The organism is Anaerotruncus sp. G3(2012), from assembly GCF_000403395.2.
Lineage (GTDB): Bacteria > Bacillota > Clostridia > Oscillospirales > Ruminococcaceae > Anaerotruncus.
In genome coordinates this window covers 72333-96293 of record NZ_KE159674.1, presented here as the reverse complement: position 1 = coordinate 96293, position 23961 = coordinate 72333, and the positions used below count along the sequence as shown (strand labels likewise).

At 55.4% G+C, this 23961-nt stretch carries 22 protein-coding genes and 1 pseudogene; 10 read left to right on the top strand and 13 right to left on the bottom strand.

Features of this window, described 5'->3' with window-relative positions; all coding sequences use genetic code 11:
- Positions 1 to 402: 402 nt before the first annotated feature.
- The 4 genes from C814_RS14225 (at position 403) to C814_RS23685 (ending at position 4201) form a co-directional block, all read left to right on the top strand.
- Positions 403 to 1869, top strand: a complete 1467-nt coding sequence (locus C814_RS14225) for an alanine/glycine:cation symporter family protein (RefSeq protein WP_016316043.1) — start codon at positions 403 to 405, stop codon at positions 1867 to 1869.
- Entirely contained in the window at positions 1866 to 2546 is a 681-nt protein-coding gene (locus C814_RS14220; RefSeq protein ID WP_016316042.1) for a YjjG family noncanonical pyrimidine nucleotidase, read from the top strand. The genes C814_RS14225 and C814_RS14220 overlap by 4 nt, the downstream gene beginning before the upstream one ends.
- 338 nt (positions 2547 to 2884) lie before the next feature.
- A complete protein-coding gene (locus tag C814_RS14215) occupies positions 2885 to 4024 on the top strand; it encodes a sodium ion-translocating decarboxylase subunit beta (protein ID WP_016316041.1) in 1140 nt (379 codons plus the stop codon).
- A gap of 18 nt (positions 4025 to 4042) precedes the next feature.
- Positions 4043 to 4201: a hypothetical protein gene (locus tag C814_RS23685; RefSeq protein WP_016316040.1), complete on the top strand. Its 159-nt coding sequence runs from the start codon at positions 4043 to 4045 to the stop codon at positions 4199 to 4201.
- Positions 4202 to 4299: 98 nt separating this feature from the next.
- Here C814_RS23685 and C814_RS14210 read toward each other — a convergent pair whose 3' ends face one another.
- From C814_RS14210 to C814_RS14175, 8 genes are all read right to left on the bottom strand, one after another.
- Positions 4300 to 4713 (bottom strand): putative ABC transporter permease, encoded by a 414-nt coding sequence (locus tag C814_RS14210; RefSeq protein WP_016316039.1) that lies wholly within the window; start codon positions 4711 to 4713, stop codon positions 4300 to 4302.
- Positions 4710 to 6104, bottom strand: coding sequence for a glycoside-pentoside-hexuronide (GPH):cation symporter (locus tag C814_RS14205; protein WP_016316038.1), 1395 nt, complete (start codon positions 6102 to 6104; stop codon positions 4710 to 4712). The genes C814_RS14210 and C814_RS14205 overlap by 4 nt, the downstream gene beginning before the upstream one ends.
- Before the next feature lie 225 nt (positions 6105 to 6329).
- Positions 6330 to 7619: an L-cysteine desulfidase family protein gene (locus tag C814_RS14200; RefSeq protein WP_016316037.1), complete on the bottom strand. Its 1290-nt coding sequence runs from the start codon at positions 7617 to 7619 to the stop codon at positions 6330 to 6332.
- Between the two features lie 136 nt (positions 7620 to 7755).
- The gene (locus C814_RS14195; RefSeq protein ID WP_016316036.1) at positions 7756 to 9450 is read right to left on the bottom strand and encodes an FAD-dependent oxidoreductase; all 1695 of its coding nucleotides are present in this window, start codon (positions 9448 to 9450) and stop codon (positions 7756 to 7758) included.
- A 188-nt stretch (positions 9451 to 9638) separates the two neighbouring features.
- The gene (locus C814_RS14190; protein WP_016316035.1) at positions 9639 to 10820 is read right to left on the bottom strand and encodes a M24 family metallopeptidase; all 1182 of its coding nucleotides are present in this window, start codon (positions 10818 to 10820) and stop codon (positions 9639 to 9641) included.
- A 96-nt stretch (positions 10821 to 10916) separates the two neighbouring features.
- On the bottom strand, positions 10917 to 12485 hold the full coding sequence (locus C814_RS14185) for an AbgT family transporter (RefSeq protein ID WP_016316034.1): 1569 nt from the start codon (positions 12483 to 12485) through the stop codon (positions 10917 to 10919).
- A 105-nt stretch (positions 12486 to 12590) separates the two neighbouring features.
- Entirely contained in the window at positions 12591 to 13775 is a 1185-nt protein-coding gene (locus C814_RS14180; protein WP_016316033.1) for a MalY/PatB family protein, read from the bottom strand.
- 335 nt (positions 13776 to 14110) lie between these two features.
- Positions 14111 to 16243 carry a sigma-54 interaction domain-containing protein gene (locus C814_RS14175; protein WP_016316032.1) on the bottom strand — a complete coding sequence of 711 codons (2133 nt, stop codon included), beginning with the start codon at positions 16241 to 16243 and terminating at the stop codon, positions 14111 to 14113.
- A gap of 292 nt (positions 16244 to 16535) precedes the next feature.
- Between C814_RS14175 and C814_RS14170 the strand changes: the two genes are divergently transcribed.
- The gene (locus C814_RS14170) at positions 16536 to 17717 is read left to right on the top strand and encodes a M20 metallopeptidase family protein (RefSeq protein WP_016316031.1); all 1182 of its coding nucleotides are present in this window, start codon (positions 16536 to 16538) and stop codon (positions 17715 to 17717) included.
- Positions 17718 to 17841: 124 nt separating this feature from the next.
- Here C814_RS14170 and C814_RS14165 read toward each other — a convergent pair whose 3' ends face one another.
- The gene (locus C814_RS14165; protein WP_016316030.1) at positions 17842 to 18210 is read right to left on the bottom strand and encodes a VOC family protein; all 369 of its coding nucleotides are present in this window, start codon (positions 18208 to 18210) and stop codon (positions 17842 to 17844) included.
- Positions 18211 to 18336: 126 nt separating this feature from the next.
- Between C814_RS14165 and C814_RS14160 the strand changes: the two genes are divergently transcribed.
- Entirely contained in the window at positions 18337 to 18924 is a 588-nt protein-coding gene (locus C814_RS14160) for a hypothetical protein (protein WP_016316029.1), read from the top strand.
- On the opposite strand, the gene C814_RS14155 is transcribed toward C814_RS14160, so the two are convergent.
- From C814_RS14155 to C814_RS14145, 3 genes are all read right to left on the bottom strand, one after another.
- Positions 18888 to 19682 carry a dihydropteroate synthase gene (locus tag C814_RS14155; protein WP_016316028.1) on the bottom strand — a complete coding sequence of 265 codons (795 nt, stop codon included), beginning with the start codon at positions 19680 to 19682 and terminating at the stop codon, positions 18888 to 18890. The genes C814_RS14160 and C814_RS14155 overlap by 37 nt on opposite strands.
- A complete protein-coding gene (locus tag C814_RS14150; RefSeq protein ID WP_016316027.1) occupies positions 19679 to 21424 on the bottom strand; it encodes a bifunctional homocysteine S-methyltransferase/methylenetetrahydrofolate reductase in 1746 nt (581 codons plus the stop codon). The genes C814_RS14155 and C814_RS14150 overlap by 4 nt, the downstream gene beginning before the upstream one ends.
- Positions 21425 to 21670: 246 nt before the next feature.
- Positions 21671 to 22075, bottom strand: a complete 405-nt coding sequence (locus C814_RS14145; RefSeq protein ID WP_016316026.1) for a HEPN domain-containing protein — start codon at positions 22073 to 22075, stop codon at positions 21671 to 21673.
- Between the two features lie 123 nt (positions 22076 to 22198).
- Here C814_RS14145 and C814_RS14140 point away from each other — a divergent pair, with 123 nt between their 5' ends.
- The 4 genes and pseudogenes from C814_RS14140 to C814_RS0104915 form a co-directional block, all read left to right on the top strand.
- The gene (locus C814_RS14140; protein WP_016316025.1) at positions 22199 to 22471 is read left to right on the top strand and encodes a hypothetical protein; all 273 of its coding nucleotides are present in this window, start codon (positions 22199 to 22201) and stop codon (positions 22469 to 22471) included.
- A complete protein-coding gene (locus C814_RS14135; protein ID WP_016316024.1) occupies positions 22468 to 22797 on the top strand; it encodes a hypothetical protein in 330 nt (109 codons plus the stop codon). Before C814_RS14140 ends, C814_RS14135 begins: the two co-directional genes overlap by 4 nt.
- The gene (locus C814_RS14130; RefSeq protein WP_016316023.1) at positions 22797 to 22997 is read left to right on the top strand and encodes a hypothetical protein; all 201 of its coding nucleotides are present in this window, start codon (positions 22797 to 22799) and stop codon (positions 22995 to 22997) included. The genes C814_RS14135 and C814_RS14130 overlap by 1 nt, the downstream gene beginning before the upstream one ends.
- 122 nt (positions 22998 to 23119) lie before the next feature.
- Positions 23120 to 23559 (top strand): annotated as a pseudogene (locus tag C814_RS0104915) (IS5 family transposase); the annotation flags it as partial.
- A gap of 170 nt (positions 23560 to 23729) precedes the next feature.
- Here the strand turns inward: C814_RS0104915 and C814_RS14125 are convergent.
- Positions 23730 to 23960 (bottom strand): helix-turn-helix domain-containing protein, encoded by a 231-nt coding sequence (locus C814_RS14125; RefSeq protein ID WP_016316021.1) that lies wholly within the window; start codon positions 23958 to 23960, stop codon positions 23730 to 23732.
- Position 23961: the final 1 nt, after the last annotated feature.

The window sequence follows — 23961 nt, the reverse complement described above, 5'->3', positions numbered from 1 at the left end:
TTGTCAAGTAATTTCTATCAAAAAAAGACAGCGCACATTTCACTTTGAATTGATATGGGATTTTCCTCTGTGTCGATTGCCGATCGGATAAACCATAAGAGTTCAGACAGGGCCTAGATTATCTATTTCGTAGTATAGCTAATAAAAGATGTCATGGCTATCTCCATTCTCTGCATATAAATAGCCTATCATCCTATCATCAGAAACGCTGAAAAGAATCATCGTCAGTCTGCGACAGTACGATCGCAGAGGGTTGCTTAACAGCGGTAGGAACTTCCGTAGGAATGCGCCGCCCCCTTCACCCACCGTATCACAGAGCGCTCGAACTCGTTTCCAAGCGCCTTTCCGATTGACTTTCCGGGAGGTGGATGGTATGATTTTGATATCGAAGGAGACTGGTTAATGGAGGGATTTTTTCGGACACTTACTGACCTGAACAGCCTGTTGAGCGGCCTTGTCTGGGGGCCGGCGATGGTCGGGTTTATGCTGCTGGTTGGGATTTATTTCACCTCCGGCACCGGTTTTTTTCAGATACGGCATTTTGGATTGCTGCTGCGGGAAACGCTTGTCGCAATTTTTCTTGACCAAGAGGTGCATGACAAGCGGGACCCTCACTCGATTTCACAATTTCAGGCGCTTTCGACCGCACTTGCCGGGACGCTCGGCACCGGAAACATTGTCGGGGTCGCAACCGCGATCGCCGCAGGCGGCGTGGGATCCATCTTCTGGATGTGGGTTTCCGCATTCTTTGGAATGATGACCAAATACGCCGAAAACGTCCTCGGAAACCACTACCGCTACCGGGATGAACGAGGTGCCTGGGTCGGCGGTCCAATGGTCTATATCGAGCGTGGATTGGGCTGCCGATGGCTGGCTGTGTTGTTCGCACTCTTCTGTATGTTCGCTGCCTTTGGAATCGGAAATATGACTCAAGCCAATTCGATCGCTGGTGCACTCGAGTCCGCTTTACGGATCGCTCCCCTTTCGACCGGCATCGTTGTCGCCCTGCTCTGTGGACTGGTCGTACTCGGCGGGATCAAACGGATCGCATCGGTTGCCGAACGGTGCGTCCCGCTGATGGCAGTTGTATACACCGCGGGCGCAGCGGCGATTCTCTGGCTGCATCGAGACCGGCTTCCCGATGCATTCTCCGCAATCTTTCAGGAGGCATTTAGCCTGCGGGCAGTAGGCGGTGGTGCAGGCGGCTATGCGATGATGCGCGCTGTCCGGTATGGAGTGGCGCGCGGGATCTTTTCCAACGAAGCGGGATTGGGCAGCTCAGTCATCGTCAACTCGGCCTCCAATGTGAAAGAGCCGGTGCGTCAGGGGATGTGGGGGATCTTTGAAGTGTTTGCCGACACGATCGTTATGTGTACGATCACCGCTCTCGCAATCATCGTTTCGGGCACGCATCTTTCCGGCGCGGAAGGTGCAGGAATGTCGATTGAAGCATTTGAAGGAGCATTCGGACGGGCAGGAGGATTGTTTGTTGCCATAGCGATTGCATTTTTTGCATTTTCCTCGATCCTTGGCTGGTCCTACTACGGCGAACGGGTGGTTGAATACCTGTTCGGCAGAAAACTGGTCGGCATCTATCAGCTGCTGTTTATCGGGATGACCGCTGTGGGCTGTGTCGGACATCTCGAATTGGTCTGGAGTCTCTCAGATACTTTCAACGGGCTGATGGCCATTCCAAACCTGATCGCGGTTCTCTTCCTCTCCAACCAGGTATTCGCGATTACCCGCGATTATGTCCGGCGAGTCTCCCAACGCCGCCATGCCAAGCACGTCGGGCAGTGGAATCCCGGCCCAGAACCTTCGCCCCGCTCTTGGAGGCTGTTTGAAAAAGAAAAGGAGCTGTCCAAATGAACTACCGTGTCATCCTGATGGATGCGGATGATACCCTCTTCGACTTTCGAAGGGCGGAAGATGCCGCGATACGCCGTCTCTGTGAGCTGCACCGGATTCCGGATGCAGATGCAGTCGTCCCACTGTATTCCCGAATCAACCTTGCGCAGTGGAAGCGGCTTGAGCAGGGAGAGATCACCCAGTCGGAACTGCGGATAGAACGGTTCGCCGAGCTTTCCCACGCGCTTGGACTACCGCTCGATCCGGACGCACTCAACCGGGATTACAGCCGGGCACTCGGAGAAGGGGCCTTTCTGCGGGACGGGGCGCTCTCCCTCTGCCGCATCCTGTCCGAATCCCTGCCGCTCTACATCGTCACCAACGGCATCCTGGAAATCCAGACCAACCGGTTCAACCGTTCCGAACTGCGGCCCTATATCCGCGAGATGTTCGTTTCGCAGGAGATCGGGTATTCCAAGCCTCGGCGGGAATACTTCGATGAAGTGCTGCGCAGGATCGGAAACCCGCCTCGGGAGCGGGTGATTCTGCTTGGGGATTCCCTCAGTTCTGACATGCGGGGCGGACGGGCAGCGGGAATCACGACCTGCTGGTATTGCCCAGATGGAGGGACGCCCACTTCCGACTGCGATTTTTCTATCTCACATCTCTCTGAGTTTCCGTCTGTTATCGGCCTTTGAAGAAAAATTCAGGAAACTGGCTTGAAAAGATTGACAGCTTTTTGGTAGTATGCTATAGTAGGAGCGTCAAAGTGAACTGGATAGTCCGGGGGAGTAGTCGGCACACCTTAGCTGTGTGCAGTTAAATCAACAGCATTGGCTCTGATGGGCCATGGTTTAACTTGAAATGGCAAGACCTGTGTTTCATTGAAGTGGAACGCAGGTCTTTTTCTATCGCGAAAAAAACTGGGCATCCTTTTACAAGAGGGGAAACAGCAGGAATCTCCGGCGGTTCCTGTTCAGCATTCCCACGCTCAATAGAGGCAAACAATCCAGTCAAGTTGAAAGGGGAAAATCAAATGGATTTCTTACTATCCGGAATCATGTCGGTCACCTGGCAGCAGATCGTCATGTATGGTATCGGCGGGCTTCTGATCTATCTGGCGATTGCCAAAGAGTTTGAACCCGCGCTGCTCATGCCGATGGGCTTCGGCGCCATTTTGGTGAACCTGCCGCTGACCGGCGTACTCGATCAGGTTTTACAGGGTGGGATTGAGGCGCAGGGGATCATCCAATGGCTGTTCCAGACCACCATTGAGGCGTCCGAAGCGCTCCCGATCCTGCTGTTTATCGGCATTGGCGCAATGATCGACTTCGGCCCCCTGCTTTCCAATCCAAAGATGATGGTATTCGGCGCAGCGGCACAGTTCGGCATCTTTTTCACGATTTCTCTGGCGGCGCTCTTCGGCTTTGACCTCAAAGACGCGGCCTGCATCGGCATCATTGGCGCGGCGGATGGCCCCACTTCGATTATGGTTTCGCAGATTTTCAAATCCCAATATATGGGTGCTATCGCAGTTGCGGCCTATTCCTATATGGCGTTGGTGCCAATCATCCAGCCAATGGCAATCAAGCTGGTCACTACCCGGAAAGAACGCTGCATCCGGATGCACTACAATCCAAAAAACATCACCAAAACCACCCGCATCCTTTTCCCAATCCTTGTGACAATCATTGCGGGGCTGGTTGCACCGATGTCGGTTTCGCTGGTCGGTTTCCTGATGTTCGGCAACCTGCTGCGGGAATGCGGGGTGCTTAACTCACTCGCCCAAACCGCTCAAAACGAGTTTGCGAACATCATTACCCTGCTGCTTGGCATCACAATCTCGTTTTCGATGCAGGCAGAACAGTTTGTCACCTGGGAGACCTTCCTCATCATGGGACTGGGTCTGATCGCATTTATCTTCGACAGCATCGGCGGCTGCCTGTTTGCAAAGCTGCTCAACCTCTTCCTCAAAGAGAAGATCAACCCGATGATCGGCGCAGCCGGTATCTCGGCTTTCCCAATGTCCGCACGTGTGATCCAAAAGATGGCGTTGAAAGAGGATAACCAGAACCACCTGCTGATGCACGCGATCGGCGCAAACGTCTCCGGACAGATTGGGTCCGTCATCGCGGGCGGAATCGTTCTCTATCTGGTTCCGCAGTTTGTGAAATAAGGAAGGAGGGAAAAACGGATGTTTGGTGCACAGGCAATGGCCAACTTTATGATTTCCCTGGAAATCATGGGTCTGGGGATGGTTGGCATCTTTGCGGTGATCCTCCTGATCATCGGGATTGTCACCCTGCTGACCAGATTGGGCGGCAAAGCTGACCGTCAAAACACTTCCAAATAAATGGAGATACGAAAACCGGACTGACGGGACACACCCGACAGCCCGGTTTTTTACAGGAGAAGCATTTCCAGCTTCCCCATATAGAAAAAGCAGGCTTTTCAGCCTGCGATTTGCCGGACAAACGGCGGAGGAGAAAGACGGTTGCGCAGCATCCGGCCCAGTGGCATCACTGGGATACAGAGCAGAAACCAGAGGATCGCGTAAAGCGGACAGATCTGCCCAAACAGGTTGCCCTGCTCGTCCGAGTAATCCCAGACATCCAGCCCCAGCAGCTTGTTGACCACGCAGCCCGCCGCAAATTCGACCGAGGTGAGGATGGCACAGCCGGTCAGCGCGCGCCGTAAAAGTGAACGCCCCTGCATCCGCAGATCCGCCAGGTAGAGCAGCAGGAATCCTGCACCGCCTGCTATCCCCATCGACCAATGGGTAAATCCCCGCCAGAGCAGTTCGAGCGTCTCGTAACCGAGCGAACCAATAGCGCAGACGGTCAGATATTCCTTCGCCGGCCTCATGCTGCCGCCCCCCTGCCCTCATTGTCCCCGTTGATTCGACGGTAGACCTCCTGCTTTTTCTCCGCACTCAGATTCCAGATGAACTGGTAGGCGAACCACGCAATCAGCATCCCGATTGCGGGCAGGCCCAAGGTCAAAAATTTGATGCCGAGCAGCGTCCCTGCACTCTGCACCGCCAGATCGGCGTTATAGCCAACCAGGTCCAGCCCCAGCCCCGCTAAAAACCCGGCGAATGCCTGACCGGTTTTTCGGACAAAGCTGTAGGTTCCATAGATAATCCCCTCCTGCCGGTTCCCAGTGAGATACTGGTTGTAGTCGATGCAGTCGGAAACCATCCCCCAGACCAGTGAATTGGGGATATTCATAGTCAGTGTGGAGAGGAAGGACAGGACGATATACAGCCAGATGTTATCGGGCAGCAGGAAGGTCAGCCCGAAAAAGACTGCCGAAAGGAGGCTCCCAACCGCTGTGACCGCCTGTATGCCGAACCGCCTGACCAGCCTCGAAAGAAACGGGGCGATCAGCAGGGACGGCACCATACTGATGATCGTCGTGACACCCATCAGCGTGAATGCATTCAGGTTGTTTTTGAAATAATAGATCAGCATGGCACCGTTGATCATGGTGCCGAAGATCATCGCGAGAGACGCAACCGAGACCGAGATAAACGGGCGGTTCTGCCCGATCACCCGCAGGTATTCGACCGGCCGTACCTCCTCCCGCGCCTTGGGAGGTTCGGTCGATCTGATATTCTCCTGTACGGTAAAATAGGCGATCACATAGGAAACGATGCCGATTGCACCCATTGCCACCATAGCCATCAGATAGCCTTTCGCCTGATCCTCCGCAAAATAGCTGAGGATCAGCGGCACCAGCATCCGCGGGATGAGGTTTCCCACCGTACTGCCGATTCCGCGCGCCACCGAAAGCGAAGCGCGTTCGGCGGTGTCCTGCGTCATCACTGCGGCCAGAGAGCCGTACGGAATATTGACAAACGTGTACGCCATCCCCCAGAGAATATAGGTCGCATAGGCCCAGACCAGTTTCTGGATCGGCGTCAGCCCGGACGGCATAAAGAACATCAGAATGGCGCAGGCAATCACGATCCAGGAGCCTTGCAACAGAAACGGACGGAATTTGTCCGCCGGTGCTCCCCGCTGACGCCGCAGACGGCGCGCAAACATCCTGTCGGTAAGGACACCCATGAACGGGTCATTAAACGCGTCCCAAAACCGCGCCACCAGAAACAGCACACCCGCTGCCGCCGCAGAAATTCCTGCTACATCGGTATAAAATGCGAGCAGGAAGGAAGAGGACATCGCAAACGACATGTTGTTTGCCACGTCACCCAGCATATAGCCCAATTTGTTTGCAAAGGTAATCTTTTTCATAACTTTCAGCCTTTTCTTTTTCCTTGCGGTCAACCGCATACTGAAAGTATGGAGCGGGGGTATTGAAATATGCGGCACGCCTGAATTTCCCTGCTACGCGCGAAAGTTGGATGGAAAAAATCACCAATCAATGCAAGCAAAAAACGCCCCCACCCCATCAAAGGCCGTGTAGGTACGGCCTTTGATGGTACGGAGGCGCTCCTCTATGGAAATCTATCTATTGCATCAGCAAGTGGAACCCTGCCCAATCATAATTTTGAGGATCTCGGTGTCGGTTTCCCGCATACCCTCCGCCGCCATCCGGCCAATGCTGGCAATGGTCTGTTCCACGCTCTCCTTTACCAGGCCTTCCCCGGCCCCGAAGGTATTTCCGTCCATAGACATCTCATGCGCCAGAATGGCCGCATCCACCGATGCAGCAATCTTGGCGGCGCAGCTGCCCTTGGCACCGTCGCAGACGATACCCGAGACGTTGGCCAGTGTGTTGGTGATGGTGCGGCCTATGGTGTCATAGTCACCACCGTGGAGATAGGTGATCCCCGCCCCGCTGCCGCAGGCGGCGCAGACCGCCCCGCAAAACGCGGAAAGACGTCCAATCCCCCTCTTCTGGAGCAGGGCCACGAGATTGCTCACCACCAGAGCGCGGTACATGGTTTCGTCCGCGGCGCCCAGGTATTTTGCATAGACCACGATCGGCACCGAGCAGGTGATCCCCTGGTTTCCGCTGCCCGAATTGATGACTACCGGCAGGACACAGCCGCCCATCCGGGCGTCGCTGCCAGCGGCAGCCATGGCCCGGGCGCGGATGCGTACGTTATCCCCATAGTGGCGCAGGAGCGTCGCCCCCACCCTGCCGCCATAGATATGGGTCATCCCTTCCTGGGCAATGCGGGTATTGTATTCCACCTGCCGGGACAGCATGGGCAGAACCTCTTCCAGATTCACTGTATTGGCAAATTCCAGAATATCAGCCAGATTCAGCGCATCCAGATCGGAGGTTTCCTCCTCCTCGGCGGCCTCTACCGGCTCCTGATAGAAGAGCTTCTCGTCATCCCGCTCGATGCGGATGATATTGGTATGCTCGTCCCGGATTTCTGCCAGAGCGGTATGGCCGCCCCCTTCCATCCAGATGACAATGTGAAGGCGGGAGGGGGTGTCCAGCAGCTCCTCGGTACAAATCCCGGCTTCCAACAGTTCCCGGGTCTTCTGAAGGTCATCGGGCCCCACTTTACTGAGAACTTCAAGTCCGAGGCTGGGGTCTCCAGCCACAGCACCCAGAATGGCGCTGGTATTGATGCCCTTCATGTTGCCGGTGGTCGGGACGATAACGCCCTTGGCATTCTTGATGATATTCCCGCTGCATGCGGCCCGGATTTTCTCGGGCATGACTCCGAGCGCCTCCCGGGCTTTGGCGGAGGCCAGCGCAATGGCGATCGGCTCGGTGCATCCCAGGGCGGGAACCAGCTCCTCCTCAAGGATGCGGATATAGGTTTCGTAAGTGCTTTTTTCCAGCATTTTTTACACTCCTGATTTTGAAAGAATGTTTGGATTCCTCGTGAAGCCTGCGGCACTTTGGCCGCTGAGAACCGCTTCTAATAGCTCTGCGGCGCACTGCATAACCAGCAGCACAGCTTGCGTACTTTATATGATCCTATTCCTGTTTCCCGCAGGAGGCACAGCTCTTCTTTTCAGCGTCAGCCATACCGGCGAGGTCTTTCCGATAAGCGGAATACAGGGTATAGCCACCAGAAAGGTTGTGGACCTCATTGGCTCCGCTCTGGGCAAGGATCCGCTGGGCGACATACCCCCGCAGACCCACCTGACAGGTGATATAGAGCGGTTTGGAAAGGTCGATCTCATCAAGGCGCTGGCGAAGCTGATCCACCGGTATGTTCACAAAGCCGGGAACCGTACCCAGTGCTTCCAGCTCCCTGGGTGCTCTGACGTCGATGCAGACCGCATTTTCCGGGAGATTCTCCACGTCCTCGGCGTAGAAGGGGTTCATGGTCCCTTCCAGGACGTTCTGCGCCACAAAACCGGCCATGTTCACCGGGTCCTTCGCGCTCGAGAAGGGCGGCGCATAGGCCAGCTCCATCTCCTGAAGGTCATAAACGGTGAGCCCAAACCGTACGGCGTTGGCCAGATGGTCGATCCGCTTGTCAACACCGTCCCCTCCCACGATCTGAGCGCCCAGTACCTTCCCTTCATCAGGGGTGTAGAGCAGCTTCACGATCATCTGGCTGCTCCCGGGATAGTATCCCGCATGGCTGGCAGAGATGGTAAAGGTCTTGTGGAACGGAATTCCGGCGGCTTTGAGGGACTCCTCCTTTTCACCTGTGCAGGCTACCACCTGGTCAAAGAACTTCATGACAGAGGTGCCCTGGCTCCCTTTGTAACGCGCCTTTTTGCCGCAGATCACGTCTGCCACAATCCGGGCCTGCTTGTTGGCGGGGCCGGCCAGCGGGATCACCTGCACCTTGCCGGTAACGATGTTTTTTACCGTGGCGGCATCTCCCAGCGCATAGATATCCGGGACGCTGGTGCGCAGCTCCTCATCCACCAGAATCTCTCCCCGTCCGCCCAGCTCGACCCCGCTCCCTTCCAGAAACCGGGTCTCAGGAGCAACGCCGATACTGAGGATTACCATATCGGCGGGGACAGCAGTACCGTCATCCAGAAGGACGCTGTCTTTGGTAAAGCCGGAGCATTTTTTCCCGACATAGAGTCCGAGGCCCTTCCCGCGGATATAGTTATGGACGGTATGTGCCATATCCATATCAAGGGGAGCCATGACGTGGGGAGCGGCCTCCACCACCGAGACTGCAAGCCCCCGGTCTGCCAGATTTTCCGCCATCTCCAGACCGATGAACCCGGCTCCGATCACCGCGGCAGTCTTGGGAGCGGCTTGCTGGATATGGTCATAAATAGCATATGTATCGGGGATGTTCCGGAGGGTGAAGATGTGGTTTTCCTCCATCCCAGGCATCTTGGGCCGGATAGGGGAAGCCCCGGGGGAAAGAACCAGGCTGTCATAACTCTCGGTATAGGTCTCGTCGGTGGCGTGGTTCTTTACTGTGACAGTTTTTGCGGCGGAATCGACGCCGGTGACCTCATGCTGTACCCGGACATCTACGTTAAAGCGGGCCCGGAATGCCTGCGGAGTCTGCACCTGAAGCTTTGCCCTTTCGGTGATGGTGCCGCCGATATAATAAGGCAGGCCACAGTTGGCGAAGGAGATATACTCCCCTTTCTCAAAGAGGATAATCTCTGCTTTTTCGTCGTTGCGGCGCAGACGGGCAGCCGCTCCGGCCCCGCCGGCGACGCCTCCTACAATCAGTACCTTCATCACTGCATCTTCCTTTCTTTCTTGAAATGACAGAGGATTAGAACCTGTACCACACCTTTTCAGAATGCTGTTTCCTCTGCAAAAAGCCTCTCCCCGCTCTCCTCCGGGAAGCGGTACCGCCACGCAAAGGCCGCCAAAGCATTCCGCCGGTGAGAAGCGGGGAGACAGTCCGGAACAGGCTCTGGGGATTAGAGGTAGTGGGGGGTATTGGGGGTGAGTACCTCGCAGCCGTCCTCGGTGATGAGTACCATATCTTCGATGTTAAAGCCTTGCACGCCGGGGATATAGCAGGGGACCTCCATGGCCAGAATCATTCCGGCTTCCAGCGGGCGAGTGGTGCCTGCATTGATGACGGGGGCCTCGCAGGTGGCAGGGCCCATGCTGATGCTGTGTCCCTGATGCCCCCGGACATAGGCGGGGAACATCTCCTTCACATAATCATATGCCACATGATACAGATCACAGATCGGAAGTCCCGGTTTGGCAGCGGCTATCATCCTTTGCAGGCCCTCATAGAGGCGGTCTTTCAGCTTGTAGAGGACGGGGTCCGCGCCTTCCATCACCCAGGAGCGGGAGGTATCGGTGGTGTAGAAATCGAACTCGGCGTTGACGCCTGCGTCAAATTTTACCACATCCCCCTTTTGGATGACGCCATCCCCCGGAAGGGTGAGTCGGGAACCGGACTCCCCTGTAGAGAACATCGACCAGGCGCTCGGTACAGCAAGGCCGGTGGCATTTACCGTCCTGCGGAAGGTTTCCACCAGCTCCCGCTCACTGACGCCGGGCTTCGCAATCTTGCTCACAGCGGTGAACCCCTCGTCGGCAACCCGGCAGAGGGTGCGGAACATCTCGATTTCTTCCGGGGTTTTGACACTCCGCGCAAAGACAAAAAGATCGGAGATATTCTCAAGTTTCGCCTCGGGGAAAGCGGCGGCAATATCATTATAACACAGAACCGGAAGATACTCCATCTCCAGCCCCAACTTTTTGTCCGCCAGGTCCATCTCCCGAACCATCTTTTTTACCACGTCCAGAGAACTTTCCATCACTGCCGGCGGGGGGATCATGGCACCGTTGGCGATCTCGTCCCATGTCTTGAGCCCCACCCAAGTGTCATACTTTTTGATGATGAACCGCCCGGCACTCTTCTTCTCAAAGGTCGGGACCTCAAAATCCATGGTGGTAAGCTGGGTGGGGACATCCTCCCGGGCAGAGACCACCGCCACAGAAAATCCGGGCTGGCGGGAAACGGTATGCTGATGGCCCCCAAAACCGGTGACATAATGAAAATTTTCCGGGGAAGAGACGATCGCCCCGTCCAGACCCTTCTGGCGGAGCAATTCTTTGATTCGGCCTTCCTTTGGCAGCATAATGGTTGCGCTCCTTTCGTTTTTTGTAATGGCTTGGGGAAGCGGTTGCGCGCAGTTCCAATACACACAGCCGCTTCCCGGAAAGAATGAAAATGATCAGGCAGGATAGAACAGGGATGCACCCGGGCCAAGAGGCAGGCCAAGGAGATACCAGATCGAGAAGAGAACGATCCAGCCCAGCAGGAAGCAGATCGAATAGGGCAGCATGGTGGAGATAACGCTGCCGATACCGGCTTTTTTGTCATACTTCTGGAAGAATGCCACTGTCAGGACAAAGAACGGCATGAGCGGGGCAATGATGTTGGTGCTGGAGTCCCCGATGCGGTATGCAACCTGGGTCAGCTCGGGAGAGAGGCCAAGCCGCATAAACATGGGCACGAAGATCGGCGCCATGATCGCCCATTTTGCGCTGTCCACGGCGATAAAGATGTTGATGAAAGCGGTGAGGATGATGAAGCAGATAACCAGCGGCAGTCCCACAAAGCCGATGTCCTTGAGGAAGTTTGCGCCCGATACCGAGATGATTGTGCCCAGATTGGAGTAGTTGAAGCAGGTGGTGAACTGAGCAGCAAAGAAGATCAGAACCATGAAGCTCGCCAGGCCGGAGATACATTTGTTCATCAGCTGGATAACGTCTTCATCGTTTTTGATGGTGCCCGCTCCGATACCGTAGGCAATACCGGAGATGAGGAACAGCAGCATGATGAAGAAGATGATACCGCTCATGAACGGGCTGGAGAGGAAACCGCCGGTCTCGGGATTGCGCAGGAGGCCGTTGGAGGGAGCCACTGCAATGACGATCAGAGCGACATAGATCAGGCTGGCGATCCCGGCAAATTTCAGACCTCTTTTCTCAGCAGGGGTGAGTTCCTCGGTAGCGCCATCCACAGCGCCCTCGTATTTGCCCAGATGGGGTTCAACCAGCTTATCGGTGACGAAGGTACCGACAGCGGTGATCAGGAAGGTGGAGACAAACATAAAGAACCAGTTGCAGACCGGAGTAACCATGTAGTTGGGGTCCAGTGTCTGGGCCGCCTGGGTGGACATTCCCGCGAACATCGGGTCGTTGGTACCGATCAGAAGGTTGGCGCTCCAACCGCCGGAAACACCGGCAAAAGCCGCTGCCAGGCCGGCAATCGGATGCCGCCCGAAGGCCATAAAGAGGATCGCGCCCAGCGGGACCAGCACCACGTAACCGGTGGAGGAAGCGATGTTGGACATAATGCCAAGGAATACGACCATGGCGGTAACCAGTGTTTTTGGGGCGGAGTTTGCGGCTCTTCTCAGCATGGCAGAGATCATGCCGCTGCCGTCCGCCACGCCGACACCGATCATAATGGTGAAGACGGTGCCAAGCGCGAAGAAGCCGGTGAAGCTGCTGACCACAGTGGTGACCAGATGGCGGATCGAATCAGGGGTGAGCAGGTTGACTGCGTTTACCGTCTTTTCGACGATGGCGTTGCCGTTGGCGGTGTCAATCGTCTCGTAGGTCACCGATACCCCCAGCGAGCCGCAGATCGCAGAGATAATGATGACTGCCAGGGTAAGGATCAGGAAAATGGTTGCGGGGTTGGGGAGCGCATTGCCCACCCGTTCCACGGCATCCATGGCCCGGACAATGGCACCCTTCTTTTCCAGGGAACTGCCGTTTTTGTTTTTTGCCATAAGTAAGTCCTCCTCATTTTTTTGCAGTGCCGCCCGCCTCCACAAGAGGTGGGGCAGACGGGGCTGCTCTTTCACATCCCCGCCGGGCGGGGAGGGAAACTGACATTAGCGGCCCATACGCTGGTCCACAGCCTGTTTCAGCTGGGACAGGGCCTTTTCCACAGTGGAGCGGGGACAGGCAATATTCATCCGCATATACCCTTCCCCATCCTCCTTACCGAATGCCCGACCGTCGTTCAAGGCGAGGTGCGCCTTCTCCACCATGAAATTTGGAAGCGCGTCACCGGGGAGGTTCAGGCCCTTGCAGTTGAGCCAGAGCAGGTAAGTACACTCGGGCCTTGCCATCGTGATTTCCGGGATGTTTTCCCGAAGGAACTCCTCCACATAGAGGACGTTCGATTCCAGATGGGCCAGAAGCTGGGTGAGCCATTCCTCTCCATGCCGGAAAGCGGCTTCCACAGCCACCAGGCTGAAGCAGTTGTTCCGATGAACGTCCAGCGATTTCCAGAACTTCTGATACTTGGCGATCAGCTCTTGGTTGGGGAAGATGATGGTCGCCGCCTGGAGTCCCGCCAGATTGAAGGTCTTGGTTGCAGAAGTGCAGGTGATCGTGTTTTCCGCGATCTTCCCTCCCAGTGAGGCAATCGGGATATGTTTGTTCCCGAAGAGCATCAGGTCGCTGTGGATCTCGTCGCTGATAATCAGGGTGCCATACTTCACGCAAAGTTCGCCCATCCGGCGCAGCTCCTCCTCGCTCCACACCTTCCCTACCGGGTTGTGAGGATGGCAGAGGATAAAGAGGGGCGGACGGCGCTTGAGCGCTTCCTCAAAAGCGTCGAAGTCGAGCGTGTAGTGGTTATCCTGCTCGATGAGCGAAACGGTAAGCGGCTTTCTGTCCCAGTTTTCCACCGAGTCAAAAAATTCTCCATAAACCGGGGTGAGGAAAAGGATCTCATCCCCTGGCTGGGAAAACTCCCGAACGCAGGTACAGATGGCGGGGACCACTCCCAGGCTGAAAATACACCGGGCGGGGTCGGGCCTCCAGCCGTTGTGCTTCTCCTGCCATTGGCATACCGACTCAAAATAGGAATCTGGGCGGCTGGTATAGCCAAACATCCCCTGCCTGTTCCGGGCGTCCATGGCGTCCATGATCGGCTGGGCGGTACAGAGGTCCATATCGGCGATCCACATGGGGACCAGGTCCCGGCGACCGTACTTCTGCTCCATCTCGTCATACTTGACGGCGTTGTTGTCCCACCGGTCAATGGGTTTGTTAAAATCATACTGCATCTCTGCATGTCTCCTTTCGCATCCTTCCGGGATACGCTCTATAATACTGCATAAACTGTGCCAATTTACAAGGGATCAAAAAACTTTGTGTATTTGACTAAAAATTAACGATAATTTTTTATCAATCTTACAAGAGAACCTGACGAAAAGAAAAAAAGAGTGCGCTTTTGGGATGCTGGAACTGCACTTCCAACATCCTTTTTTCTCAACCAATTCACCTGTTTTTGTTTTTCAGACACCCGTATCAACCTGTTTTTTCACCATTTTCAGATCGCCAGCACCATCGAAAATGATCGAAGTGGTTCGGCTATAAAAAAAGGCGCCCAATCACCCTGTTATTGCAGCAGGCTCAGAACCTCAAATCCCAAAGGGGTGAGACGGCTGCCAGCCCGGCCCCGTCGCACCTCTATCATCCCCCGCTCTTCCAGATGGGCCAAGGCGGTACGGATCGTCTGTTCCGTGGCCGGAATCCCCTCCAAAGCTGCCAGAGCTGCCAGGCTCTTCCGGCCCATAGAGCAGCCGGTTTCCAACCGCTTCAGGATAAAGCGATAGGCTGGCAGACTCTGCCCCGCCTTCCATTTCAACCAGTCCACAGTATCCATTGCCGGTGTGCGGGCCACCGGAAAAACAGGAGAAATAGAGGGAACGGGCGGAAAATCGGGGGAAACAGGCGGAATAGAGGGGGCATCCGGATCGGGGGAAATCCCTCGCTCTTTGGCGCAGGCAAGAATGGTCGCTGGGAGGTCCTCCGGCTCGATAGAGGGCTTATCCAGATAGGCCAGATATTCCACACAGTTGTGCAGTTCTCGGACATTCCCCTCCCACGGATGCGTCATTAAAAGCTGCCAGGCAGCCGGAGACAGGCTGAATTTCTTCCCCAATCCATCCCGGACCCCTTCAAAGAGCAGGCGCACATCCTCCCCCCGTTCCCGAAGCGGAGGCAGGCTCAAGGGGAGCACGCTGAGACGGTAATAGAGGTCTTTCCGGAATCCCCCCCTGCGAATGATCGCGGGAAGGTCCTCATTGGTGGCGGCGATAATCCGCACGTTCACATAGATGACATCCACACCGCCCAGACGGACAATCTCCTTTTCCTGCAAAACCCGCAGGAGCTTCACTTGGAGCAGCGGACTCATCGCTTCGATTTCATCCAGAAAAAGGGTGCCGCTCCGGGCAGCCTCAAAGAACCCGATATGCCCTCCTTTTTTTGCTCCGGTAAAAGCCCCTTCTTCGTACCCAAAAAGCTGGCTCTCCAACAGGGAATCGGGGATTGCCGCGCAGTTGATGGCTACAAACGGTTCCCTGCTTCGGGCGCTGGCGGCATGGATGGCGTGGGCGAACAGCTCCTTTCCCGTACCGCTCTCCCCGCTGATGAGGACAGAGGCATTGCTGGCAGCCATCTTTTTGGCCAGTGCTTTCGCGGTGACCATAGCGGGACTCTGCCCCACGATACTGTCAAAGGTGTATTTGGTGCTGTGCCCTTTCCCCAATATCTGCCGTCGAATCTTCTGCTGACGCTTTTCCTCGTCCCGGAACCGTTGGAGAATGCAAAAAGCCCCTATCAGTTCCCCATTCCGGAATACCGGCTGAAGGCTTACGTTCACCGGACTGCCGCTGATCTCCACCAGTCGGGAACGGATGGCCTTTCGATCCTCAAAACATTCCTCAAAAGGAAGGAATGGGAGTGACTTCCGGGCCTTCCGATCCAAAAGATCATTTGGAGAGACCTCCAGGATAGCCTCTGCCTTGGAGTTGCAGGCAAAGATGGTGCCGTCCGAGTCCACCCCGATGACCCCGGCTTCCAGTGTCTGCTGAAAGAGGTCGAAGATACTCTCCACCTGAATGGACCTGTGAAACATCCGCTCAATGCTGTATGCGTGCTCCGCCAACGAGGAGAGGTAAGCCCGAAAATCCGGGCGGTCCAGCATATGTTCACATTTGAGATGAAAGGCCAGCTCGATAAAGGTGTTGGCGCTGAGAAGCCGGGGGCCAAGATCAATAATCTCCTCTACCCACTGGGGGACGTACCTCCGTTCCCCAGTGGTGATCGCACAGGAAAGATGAGGCGGTTCCGAGGCTCCCGGATAGTAAGGATGCAGCTGAATGTGCCCCACCCCCAACTGGTTGAGCAGGGCGATGGTCTCGGTAACCATGGGCTGGTTGATGTTCACCAACAGTGCATTGGTTCCCCGCGGCATGGCCATCAGACGGTGGAGACTCTCCCGGGTGATCCGCACTTCAGTGATCACCACTGCCCCGCTATTGGGAATTGTGTGGGAAATCTCCCGCCCAATCAGGGCACAGGTGGAGATGAGATAGACGTCTGCCGGGGCAATCTGGTCGATAGTGCCCCCCTGCACGCTATAGGTACTGATCTGAATGTGCTCCCCCAGAAAATTCCGCACCTGCTGGGCATAGAGCTCCACCGAATCAGCATCCCAGGTAGCGATGGCCAGATGTTTTTCCATAAAACCCTTCCCCCTTTTGTAAAATGGGTAAAAACAGGAGATAAAACGGTGGATATTTTCAGAAAAAGCAACCCTATTTCCTCCAAATCCACCTATTTATTATGACATAGGCGGTTCTGCCCTGTCAAGAAAGGAGGAACCGGGTATGGCACCAAAATTGCTGCTATCTTATATACAGAATGAATCATCGAAGCAGGAGCGGGAGCACACCCGCAGATCGTCCTGCCGGTAAGCCGGTATAACATCCGTTTTTTAGCCGTTATACCATCAGAGCCAGAAAGGAGACGGAATCATGTTGGAAATGAAGCTGCTCTATGAGGAAGCGCTGGCGGAAAAGGATGCGTTGGTGTCCTGCCGCCGCACCCTCCACCAGATGCCGGAGCTGGGGATGGAGCTCCCCAACACGGTGGCCCATGTCTGCAAGGAGTTGGATACACTGGGCATTCAGCCACAGAAACTGGCGGGCGGAGTCACCGCCTGCATCGGCCGGCCCGGAGGGAAGGTGTTCCTCCTGCGGGGGGACATGGATGCGCTGGAGATGCCGGAGCAGAGCGGCCTTCCCTTTGCCGCTGCCGGAGGATATGCGCATACCTGCGGCCACGACATCCATACCACGATGCTCCTGGGCGCTGCCCGGCTCTTAAAACGCCATGAAGCGGAGCTGCCCGGACAGGTAAAACTCATGTTCCAGCCCGGAGAAGAGAGTCTCCAGGGTGCAGCAGCCATGGTAGAAGCGGGGATTCTCGAGAATCCCAAGGTAGACGCGGCTTTGGCGCTTCACGTCTTTCCAGGGGTCAACCATGTTGGAACTGTGATGTGGCGGCAGGGGCCGGCCCTGGCTTCCTCAGACAGCTTCCGTATCACCGTCACCGGCAAGGCTGGGCATGGCGCCATTCCACAAAATGCGGTAGACCCTATCAACATCGCCGCTCATATTCTTCTGGCCCTTCAGGAGGTAAACGCCCGGGAGACCGACCCACAGGACCCGCTGGTACTCACCGTCTGCACCCTCCACGCAGGGCAGCTGCACAATTCCATCCCAGAGGCCGCAGTCCTCACCGGCAGCATACGGGCGTTCTCCAACCAGAATCGGGCTATGGCCAAAGAGCGGCTGGTGCAGATCTGCCAGGGGATGGCGGCGCTTTTTCGTGGGAGCTGTGAGGTGGAGTTCCTCGCGGGAACTGCTTCCCTCCATAACCAGCCTGATCTGGCCGCAGAACTGGCGGATTACACGGGGCAGATCGCAAATAAGATGGTGGAGCTTCCCCGGCAGATGGGCAGCGAAGACTTCGCCGAAGTGACCCAACAGGTACCCTCGGTCTTTATGGGCATCGGCGCCGGCGGCCCAGAGGAAATCTACAATCGGGCAGGCTCCCACCATCCAGCCATCGTTTTTAACGAAGAGGTCCTTCCGTTGGGTGCCGCCGTTCTGGCAGGATGCGCCGGGAAGTGGCTGGAGAAACACAGTGTCTGACCTATAGGAGAACCATTTCTCCTGTCAAAGGATCGCGCATATGGACTTTTATAAAACAAAGGCAGATAGACATATGTCTATCTGCCTTTGTTCGTGATGTACCTTCTGGCGGCAATTTTGGAAATTACCGTACCGGAACAATTTCGATCCAGTAGCCGTCCGGATCACTGATAAAATAGATGCCCATTCCGGGATTCTCGAAACAGATCACGCCCATCTTCTGATGCTTTTCGTGCAGCTCATCGAAGTTATCAGCCGTAAAAGCGAGATGATACTCCAGATCCCCGAGGTTATAGAGGGTTTCACGATCCCGTAGCCAGGTCAGCTCAAGGGTGAAGTCACTTCCCGCTTCGTCTCCGAGATAAACCAGCCGGAACGAACCGTCCGGCGCTTTTTTCTCCCGCACCGGTGTAAGATTCAAGGCATCCTTATAAAATTCCAGGCTCTTTTCCAGATCAAATACGTTGAAATTAAAATGGTTGAATCGAATCATAAATGCTCCCTGCTTTCTAATATTTCGTTTTTATACGCTTTTTCGACAAAATTTGAAGTCTGCCGTTACATTCCCTCGTTTTGATAGATAGAAACTACAGTACATCATCAAATGGAGGGATTCCTTGTGGAACGCTGTGTCTATTTTGTCGTCAGCCAGACCGGGACCTGTTTTTCCCGGCTGTTACAACTTTTTAACCGCGCCGAATATAACCATGTCTCACTCTCGCTGGACGATTCCCTCGACCGGCTTTACAGCTTTGGACGTCAGTGCCTCTATTTTCCGCTGGCGGCTGGGTTTGTCCGAGAGCAGCCCCACTATGGCATCTACTGCCAATACAGCGACACCCGCTGTGCAGTCTACCGGGTGCCGGTACGGGCGCGCGAATTCTGGAATCTGCACCAGAGCATCCGCCAGTTTGAGCAGCAGGAATGGCGGTTCCGCTACAACTTCGCCGGCCTGCTCGCGATTCAGGCAGGTATCCCCCTCCACCGCCGCCGGCATTTTGTCTGTTCACAGTTTGTCGCCTATGTGCTGGAACAAAGCGGCCTGCACCTTTTTGACAAGGACTATTCACTCGTCCGTCCGCAGGATTTCATGCGGATCCCCCATGCAGAGCTGGTCTATCAGGGACCGCTGAACGCCTATCCGCATCCAGGACATGCCCCCGCGCCGCTCTATTCTTCCTCCTGGGATCGGATGTATGTGATGTAGTCCATGCAGTAGTCATCCTGCCCGGCGACTACCCTGGACGCCGCAAGTGCTGCCTGCATGGCCGGACTGGCAGGATCCAGGATCGCGCTGGTCAGGCCCGCGGAGAGCGCAGCGGAGACGAATGCGCTGTTGATAAGCGAACGGCGGGGCAGCCCGAATGAGATATTGGAAAGCCCGCAGGTGGTCTGTGCATCCGGATAGTTCGCGGCAACGTGGCGCAGAGCGGCAATCGCATTTTTAGCACTCTCTCCGTCGGTCGCAAGTGTCTCAATCAGCACATCGACATAGACGCGCGAATCGGGAATCCCCGCTTCGCGGAGCTTCCCCATCAGCAGGTCGATTTTGGCGCATTTCTCTTGGGCCGTGTGCGGCATCCCCTCGCTGTCGATCGGTAGCCCGACCACCGATGCACCGCTCTCGCGTGCCAGCCGGGTCACCTCCTCGAATCGATCGGTGATAGTCGCCGAATTGAGGATCAGCCCCCTGCCCGCAGCCGCCTGCACACCCGCAGCCATTACTGCCGGATCGGTCGTATCGATCATGATTCCGCAGTCGCAGTTGTCCTTGACCAGCCCAATCACCCAGAGCAGGGTCTCCTGCTCTGCTTCCCCGCAGATCGCAGTGTTGATGTCGAGAAACTGAGCGCCGCCATCCGCTTGACGGCGGATCAGCTCTACCACCGCGCTCTCGTCCTTTGCCTGGAACGCTTCCAGCGTTTTGGGGATCGAGCTGTTGAGCTTTTCTCCAATTAAGATCATTTTGACTCCTCCTGTTCTTCCCGGCGGTGTATCCGCTCGATCAGGCCCCGCACAATATCCACTCGCTTGAGCGGGGTCATGATGTAAAAGCCGTCCGCCGCGTCATAGACCTGCTCCAATATGCCCGCACTGTATGCAATGGAAATTTCCGCTGCCTGTGCAGGCGTTTTATCTTTCAGGGACTGCATTACTGCATCCGGTATCTCAATGCCAGAGACCTCATTGACCAGAAACAGTGCATTTCTGTAGCCTGCTACCGGCAGGATTCCCGCAAAAAGCGCACAGTCGAGCTCCCGGCTCGCAAGCAGAAAATTTTTGACCGCCTGTTCGCTGAAAATCGGCTGGGAAAAGAGCATCCCCGCGCCGCGTGCGATCTTTTTGCGGGCGCGCTCCAGTTCAACCGGGAAATTCGCCGCGTTTACATTGAGCGCTCCCCCAATCAGAAATGGGCGGCCCGAAAACAGATCGGTATTCATGCTCGCAATAAACGAGATCAGATCGAACGAATTGAAGCTGAATACCCCCGGGTTCCGCATATTGCTTTGCACCGGCGGGTCTCCTGTGATGACCAGCACCCGGTTGATCCCTTCCAGTGCCGCACCGAGTATCCCTGCTTTAAGTGCAATGTGGTTTTTATCCCGACAGCAAAGGTGCGGCAGAACCTCAATGCCAACCTCCCGCCGGATCTTCGCCGCAATCATCAGGCTGTCCGCGCGGGCGCGGGAAAGAGGGGAATCCGACACTGTAATCATATCTGCTCCGCAGCTTTTCAACTCCCCGGCTGCCGAGAGGAGAAACGAACAGTCGCAATCCTGCGGAGGAGCCAGCTCTACCGCAATCACCTTTTTTCCCTTGCCGCCATGCGGCAGGACTTGGGATGCCACCGTTTTTTCGGAAACGGCCGTCAAACGCTCCGGGCGGGTCACACTGCACACCGCCCGAACCGCCTGTGCAATATGGCGGGGGGTTGTCCCACAACATCCGCCTAAAAGGTCGACACCCGCCTGATAAAGCTCCACCATCCGGGTTGCAAAATATCCAGCATTGTCCTCGAAGATCACCCGTCCATTGAGGGAGGACGGATATCCCGCATTCGGCATTGCAATGATCGGGCAGCCGATTTCTCCCAGGCTTTTGACCAGAGAAACCATGTGGCTCGGCCCACAGACGCAGTTAAAGCCAACCGCATCCGCATACCCATCCGCTGCCGCTATCCCTGCGAGTGCGCGGTGGGACAAGCCTCGCCGGGTATATCCATCCTGAGAAACTGCGAACGAAACCACGATTTTGGCTTCCGGCTCCCGCTCCCGAATCCGCTTCAGGGCGGGAACCAATTCCTCGTAGGAGGGAAGTGTCTCAAAGAGGAACGATGTCACCCCAAGATCAAGGAACCGTTCGGCTACGGTAAGATAAAATTGTTCCGCATCCGTTGCGCTGATGCCTCCGATATCCGCAAATACCTCCGCACCATGCTCTGCCGCTGCCTTCTGCGCAATTTCCAAGCCGGCCTGGAGCACCGTTCCAAGCTGCTCCGGGTCGGGCAGCGTCCCGGGATTTGCTGCGAATGTGTTGGTTTTGAGCGCCGTTGCCCCCGCCTTGAGGTACTCCCGATGGATCTGACCGACCAAAGCGGGATTCTTTAGATTGGCAAGCTCACAGGGAGTTTCGTCCCCTGTGAGCGAAAAATAATAGGTTCCGAACGCGCCGTCAAACCAGAGCGGCGCCTGAAATGCATGTCGCAAGTTGTTTCCTCCGTCCGAAAGCGGTTACAGCCGCTTTTATCGCCAAAACACTTAAAAACAAGCAGCGGGCAAATGTCCGCAAGCTTCGCAGGCCTAGTGGCCATGCAATCTGAAGCTGGGCTGCCAGAGAATGTCCTCCTACCGTAGGCCTGAAAAGAATCAAAAGGATACTTTTCAACCGCTTCGATGCTGTCCTTTTTTATTATACCATAAACACGGCAAACTGTCTAATGTGGGGCTCTCCGGTCAGGATAGCATCTGCTTTCCTATGTAATGTTCGACTTTCTCCAGAAAAGCACAAGCATTTACTTCCTGCTGTTCGGCTTCCTGCCTGGAAACTGTAAAGGGATCGTCATAGTTGCAGGCGGTACACAGGTCAAATACCTTCCTGACGATTTGAGAGGAGCTTTCATCAAAGAGCCCGGTTGTAACATAATGCTCCGTGAAGTTTTCGGTAACAGCAGGGCCTTCTTTGAAATCGAAACCGTCCAGGATCAAGACCGCCCGCATCCCATGGAAGATCGCGAAACAGGAGCGGCCAACGCTGGCCTCATAATCCCCGTCAAAAAGGATGTTCCTGGCCGTAGCCGCGCACTGCCGGGCTTTCCCCATACGATACCTGGCCAGTTCTATTTGATTTTCACTCGGCATGGCTAAACATCCCCTCTGCGTATGATCTTCTATTTCATTATACGCTATCCCCTTAAAATCTTCAAGTCAGGTATCCTGGATTTTACAGGATGTCTTTATTTTATTCAAAAGGAAGTGCTGCCTATGTATCTCACCCGCTGGATGTGCCCTTTGCGCCTGAAACACCGTGTCACCCACAGGGAGCTGGCCGAGGCCGCCCAGGTATCCCGCCAGCGTATCATCGAGATTGAGCTGGGGACCGACTACACCACTGAATACCAGCGTCAGCTGGTAGCCAAGGCTTTTCGCTCTGTTATAACAAAACGAGGAGCGGATGGCGCCCCTCTGGAAAAAGATTTTGAAAAGCTGGAATCCCGGCTTCTGGAATACGCAAAGGACGGTGAAGAGCTGCTATGAGCTATGTGACCTACCATATCCCCGCCAACTACACCGATGCCGGGCGGCTGTTCGGCCTGTTCCCCATCCGCAACACGGTGGAGGCGGCTATCATCGCCGTTCCCACTCTGTTTTTCTGTTTCCGGCTGCTGCCTTTCGCCCTTACCACAAATATCGTCATCACCATGGCCCTAGTAGTCCCATCGGTGGGCTTTGCCCTCATCGGCCCGGGGGACGACAGCCTTTCCCGGGCCCTGATTGCCTGGTGGAGATGGAAACGGAGAAAGAAAATCATCACCTTCCGGGGGACGCCCCTGGAGAGCAAAAAGCGCGGGAGGACTGTGTAATGGGACTGAAAGAACTTATCTTCGGAAAGCAGATCAAGCAGGCCCACGCCGCCCAGTACCGCAACAGTACCCAGGGCTGGCTCCCGGTGCTGGATGTGCAAAACGGCGTCATTGTCACCAAGGATGGACGGTATATAAAGATACTGGAAATCATGCCGGTGAACTTTTATCTAAAATCGGCTAGGTTGTGTCGTCAATAGAAATGTGCTATAATAGTCCTCAAAGTAGCAGGAGGGCAGAAAAATGGCGAGGGAACAGCATCGACATGATATAAGCGACAGAGCGTGGGAGAAAATCAAACCAAACACAATAGGCGAAAAAGGCTGGCGCGCGGGGTGGAAATCAGGCGATGGGCCGTACAAAAGGGGGCTCAACACCAAGATACATTTGGCCGTGGATGCGCATGGTATGCCGGTGCGATTCTTTGTCACTTCTGGTACCACAGCGGATTGCACAATTGCAGCGCGGTTGATCGAGGGATTTCAGGCAGAATATCTTCTGGCAGATCGAGGCTATGATACGGACGCAATCATCCTCAAGGCGGTTGACGAGGGAATGATACCGGTCATTCCGCCAAGGAAAAGCCGAAAACATCCTCGGAAGTATGATAAATATTTCTACAAACTTCGCCATCTCGTCGAGAACGCTTTCCTGCTTCTCAAAAGATGGCGCGGTATTGCGACTCGCTACGCTAAAAATGCCGCTTCTTTCGCTGCTGCTGTCCAAATACGTTGTATTGCTATTTGGCTCCTTCTTTATTGACGACACCGTCTAGGCGGCACTCCTTTCGATTTATACGAAAAACCAATTAAAATCAGAAAAATCCTTATAAAATTGGTTTTTCAATGAGACGGGGCGGCGTGAAGCGACGCCAGCACGCGCAGCGTGCGTATCGCCGGATTTTAGCCGGCGATTAGTATCAGAGATGATATTTACGGGGGCGGGTGGGTATGGCGGTCTATATAGGTCTCCTCCTCCAAACACCGAACCACATCCCGTTTGAGAATGCGGTAGTGAACGCCTATACGGAAACAGGGCAGCCTCTCTTCCGCGATCAGACGGTAGAGATACGATTCGCTGGCACGAATGAGGCGGCTGACCTCACCGGGTGTCAGCACCTCCGGCGGAGCTTCAAACAGGGAATGCAGGTCTGCAAATTTCATA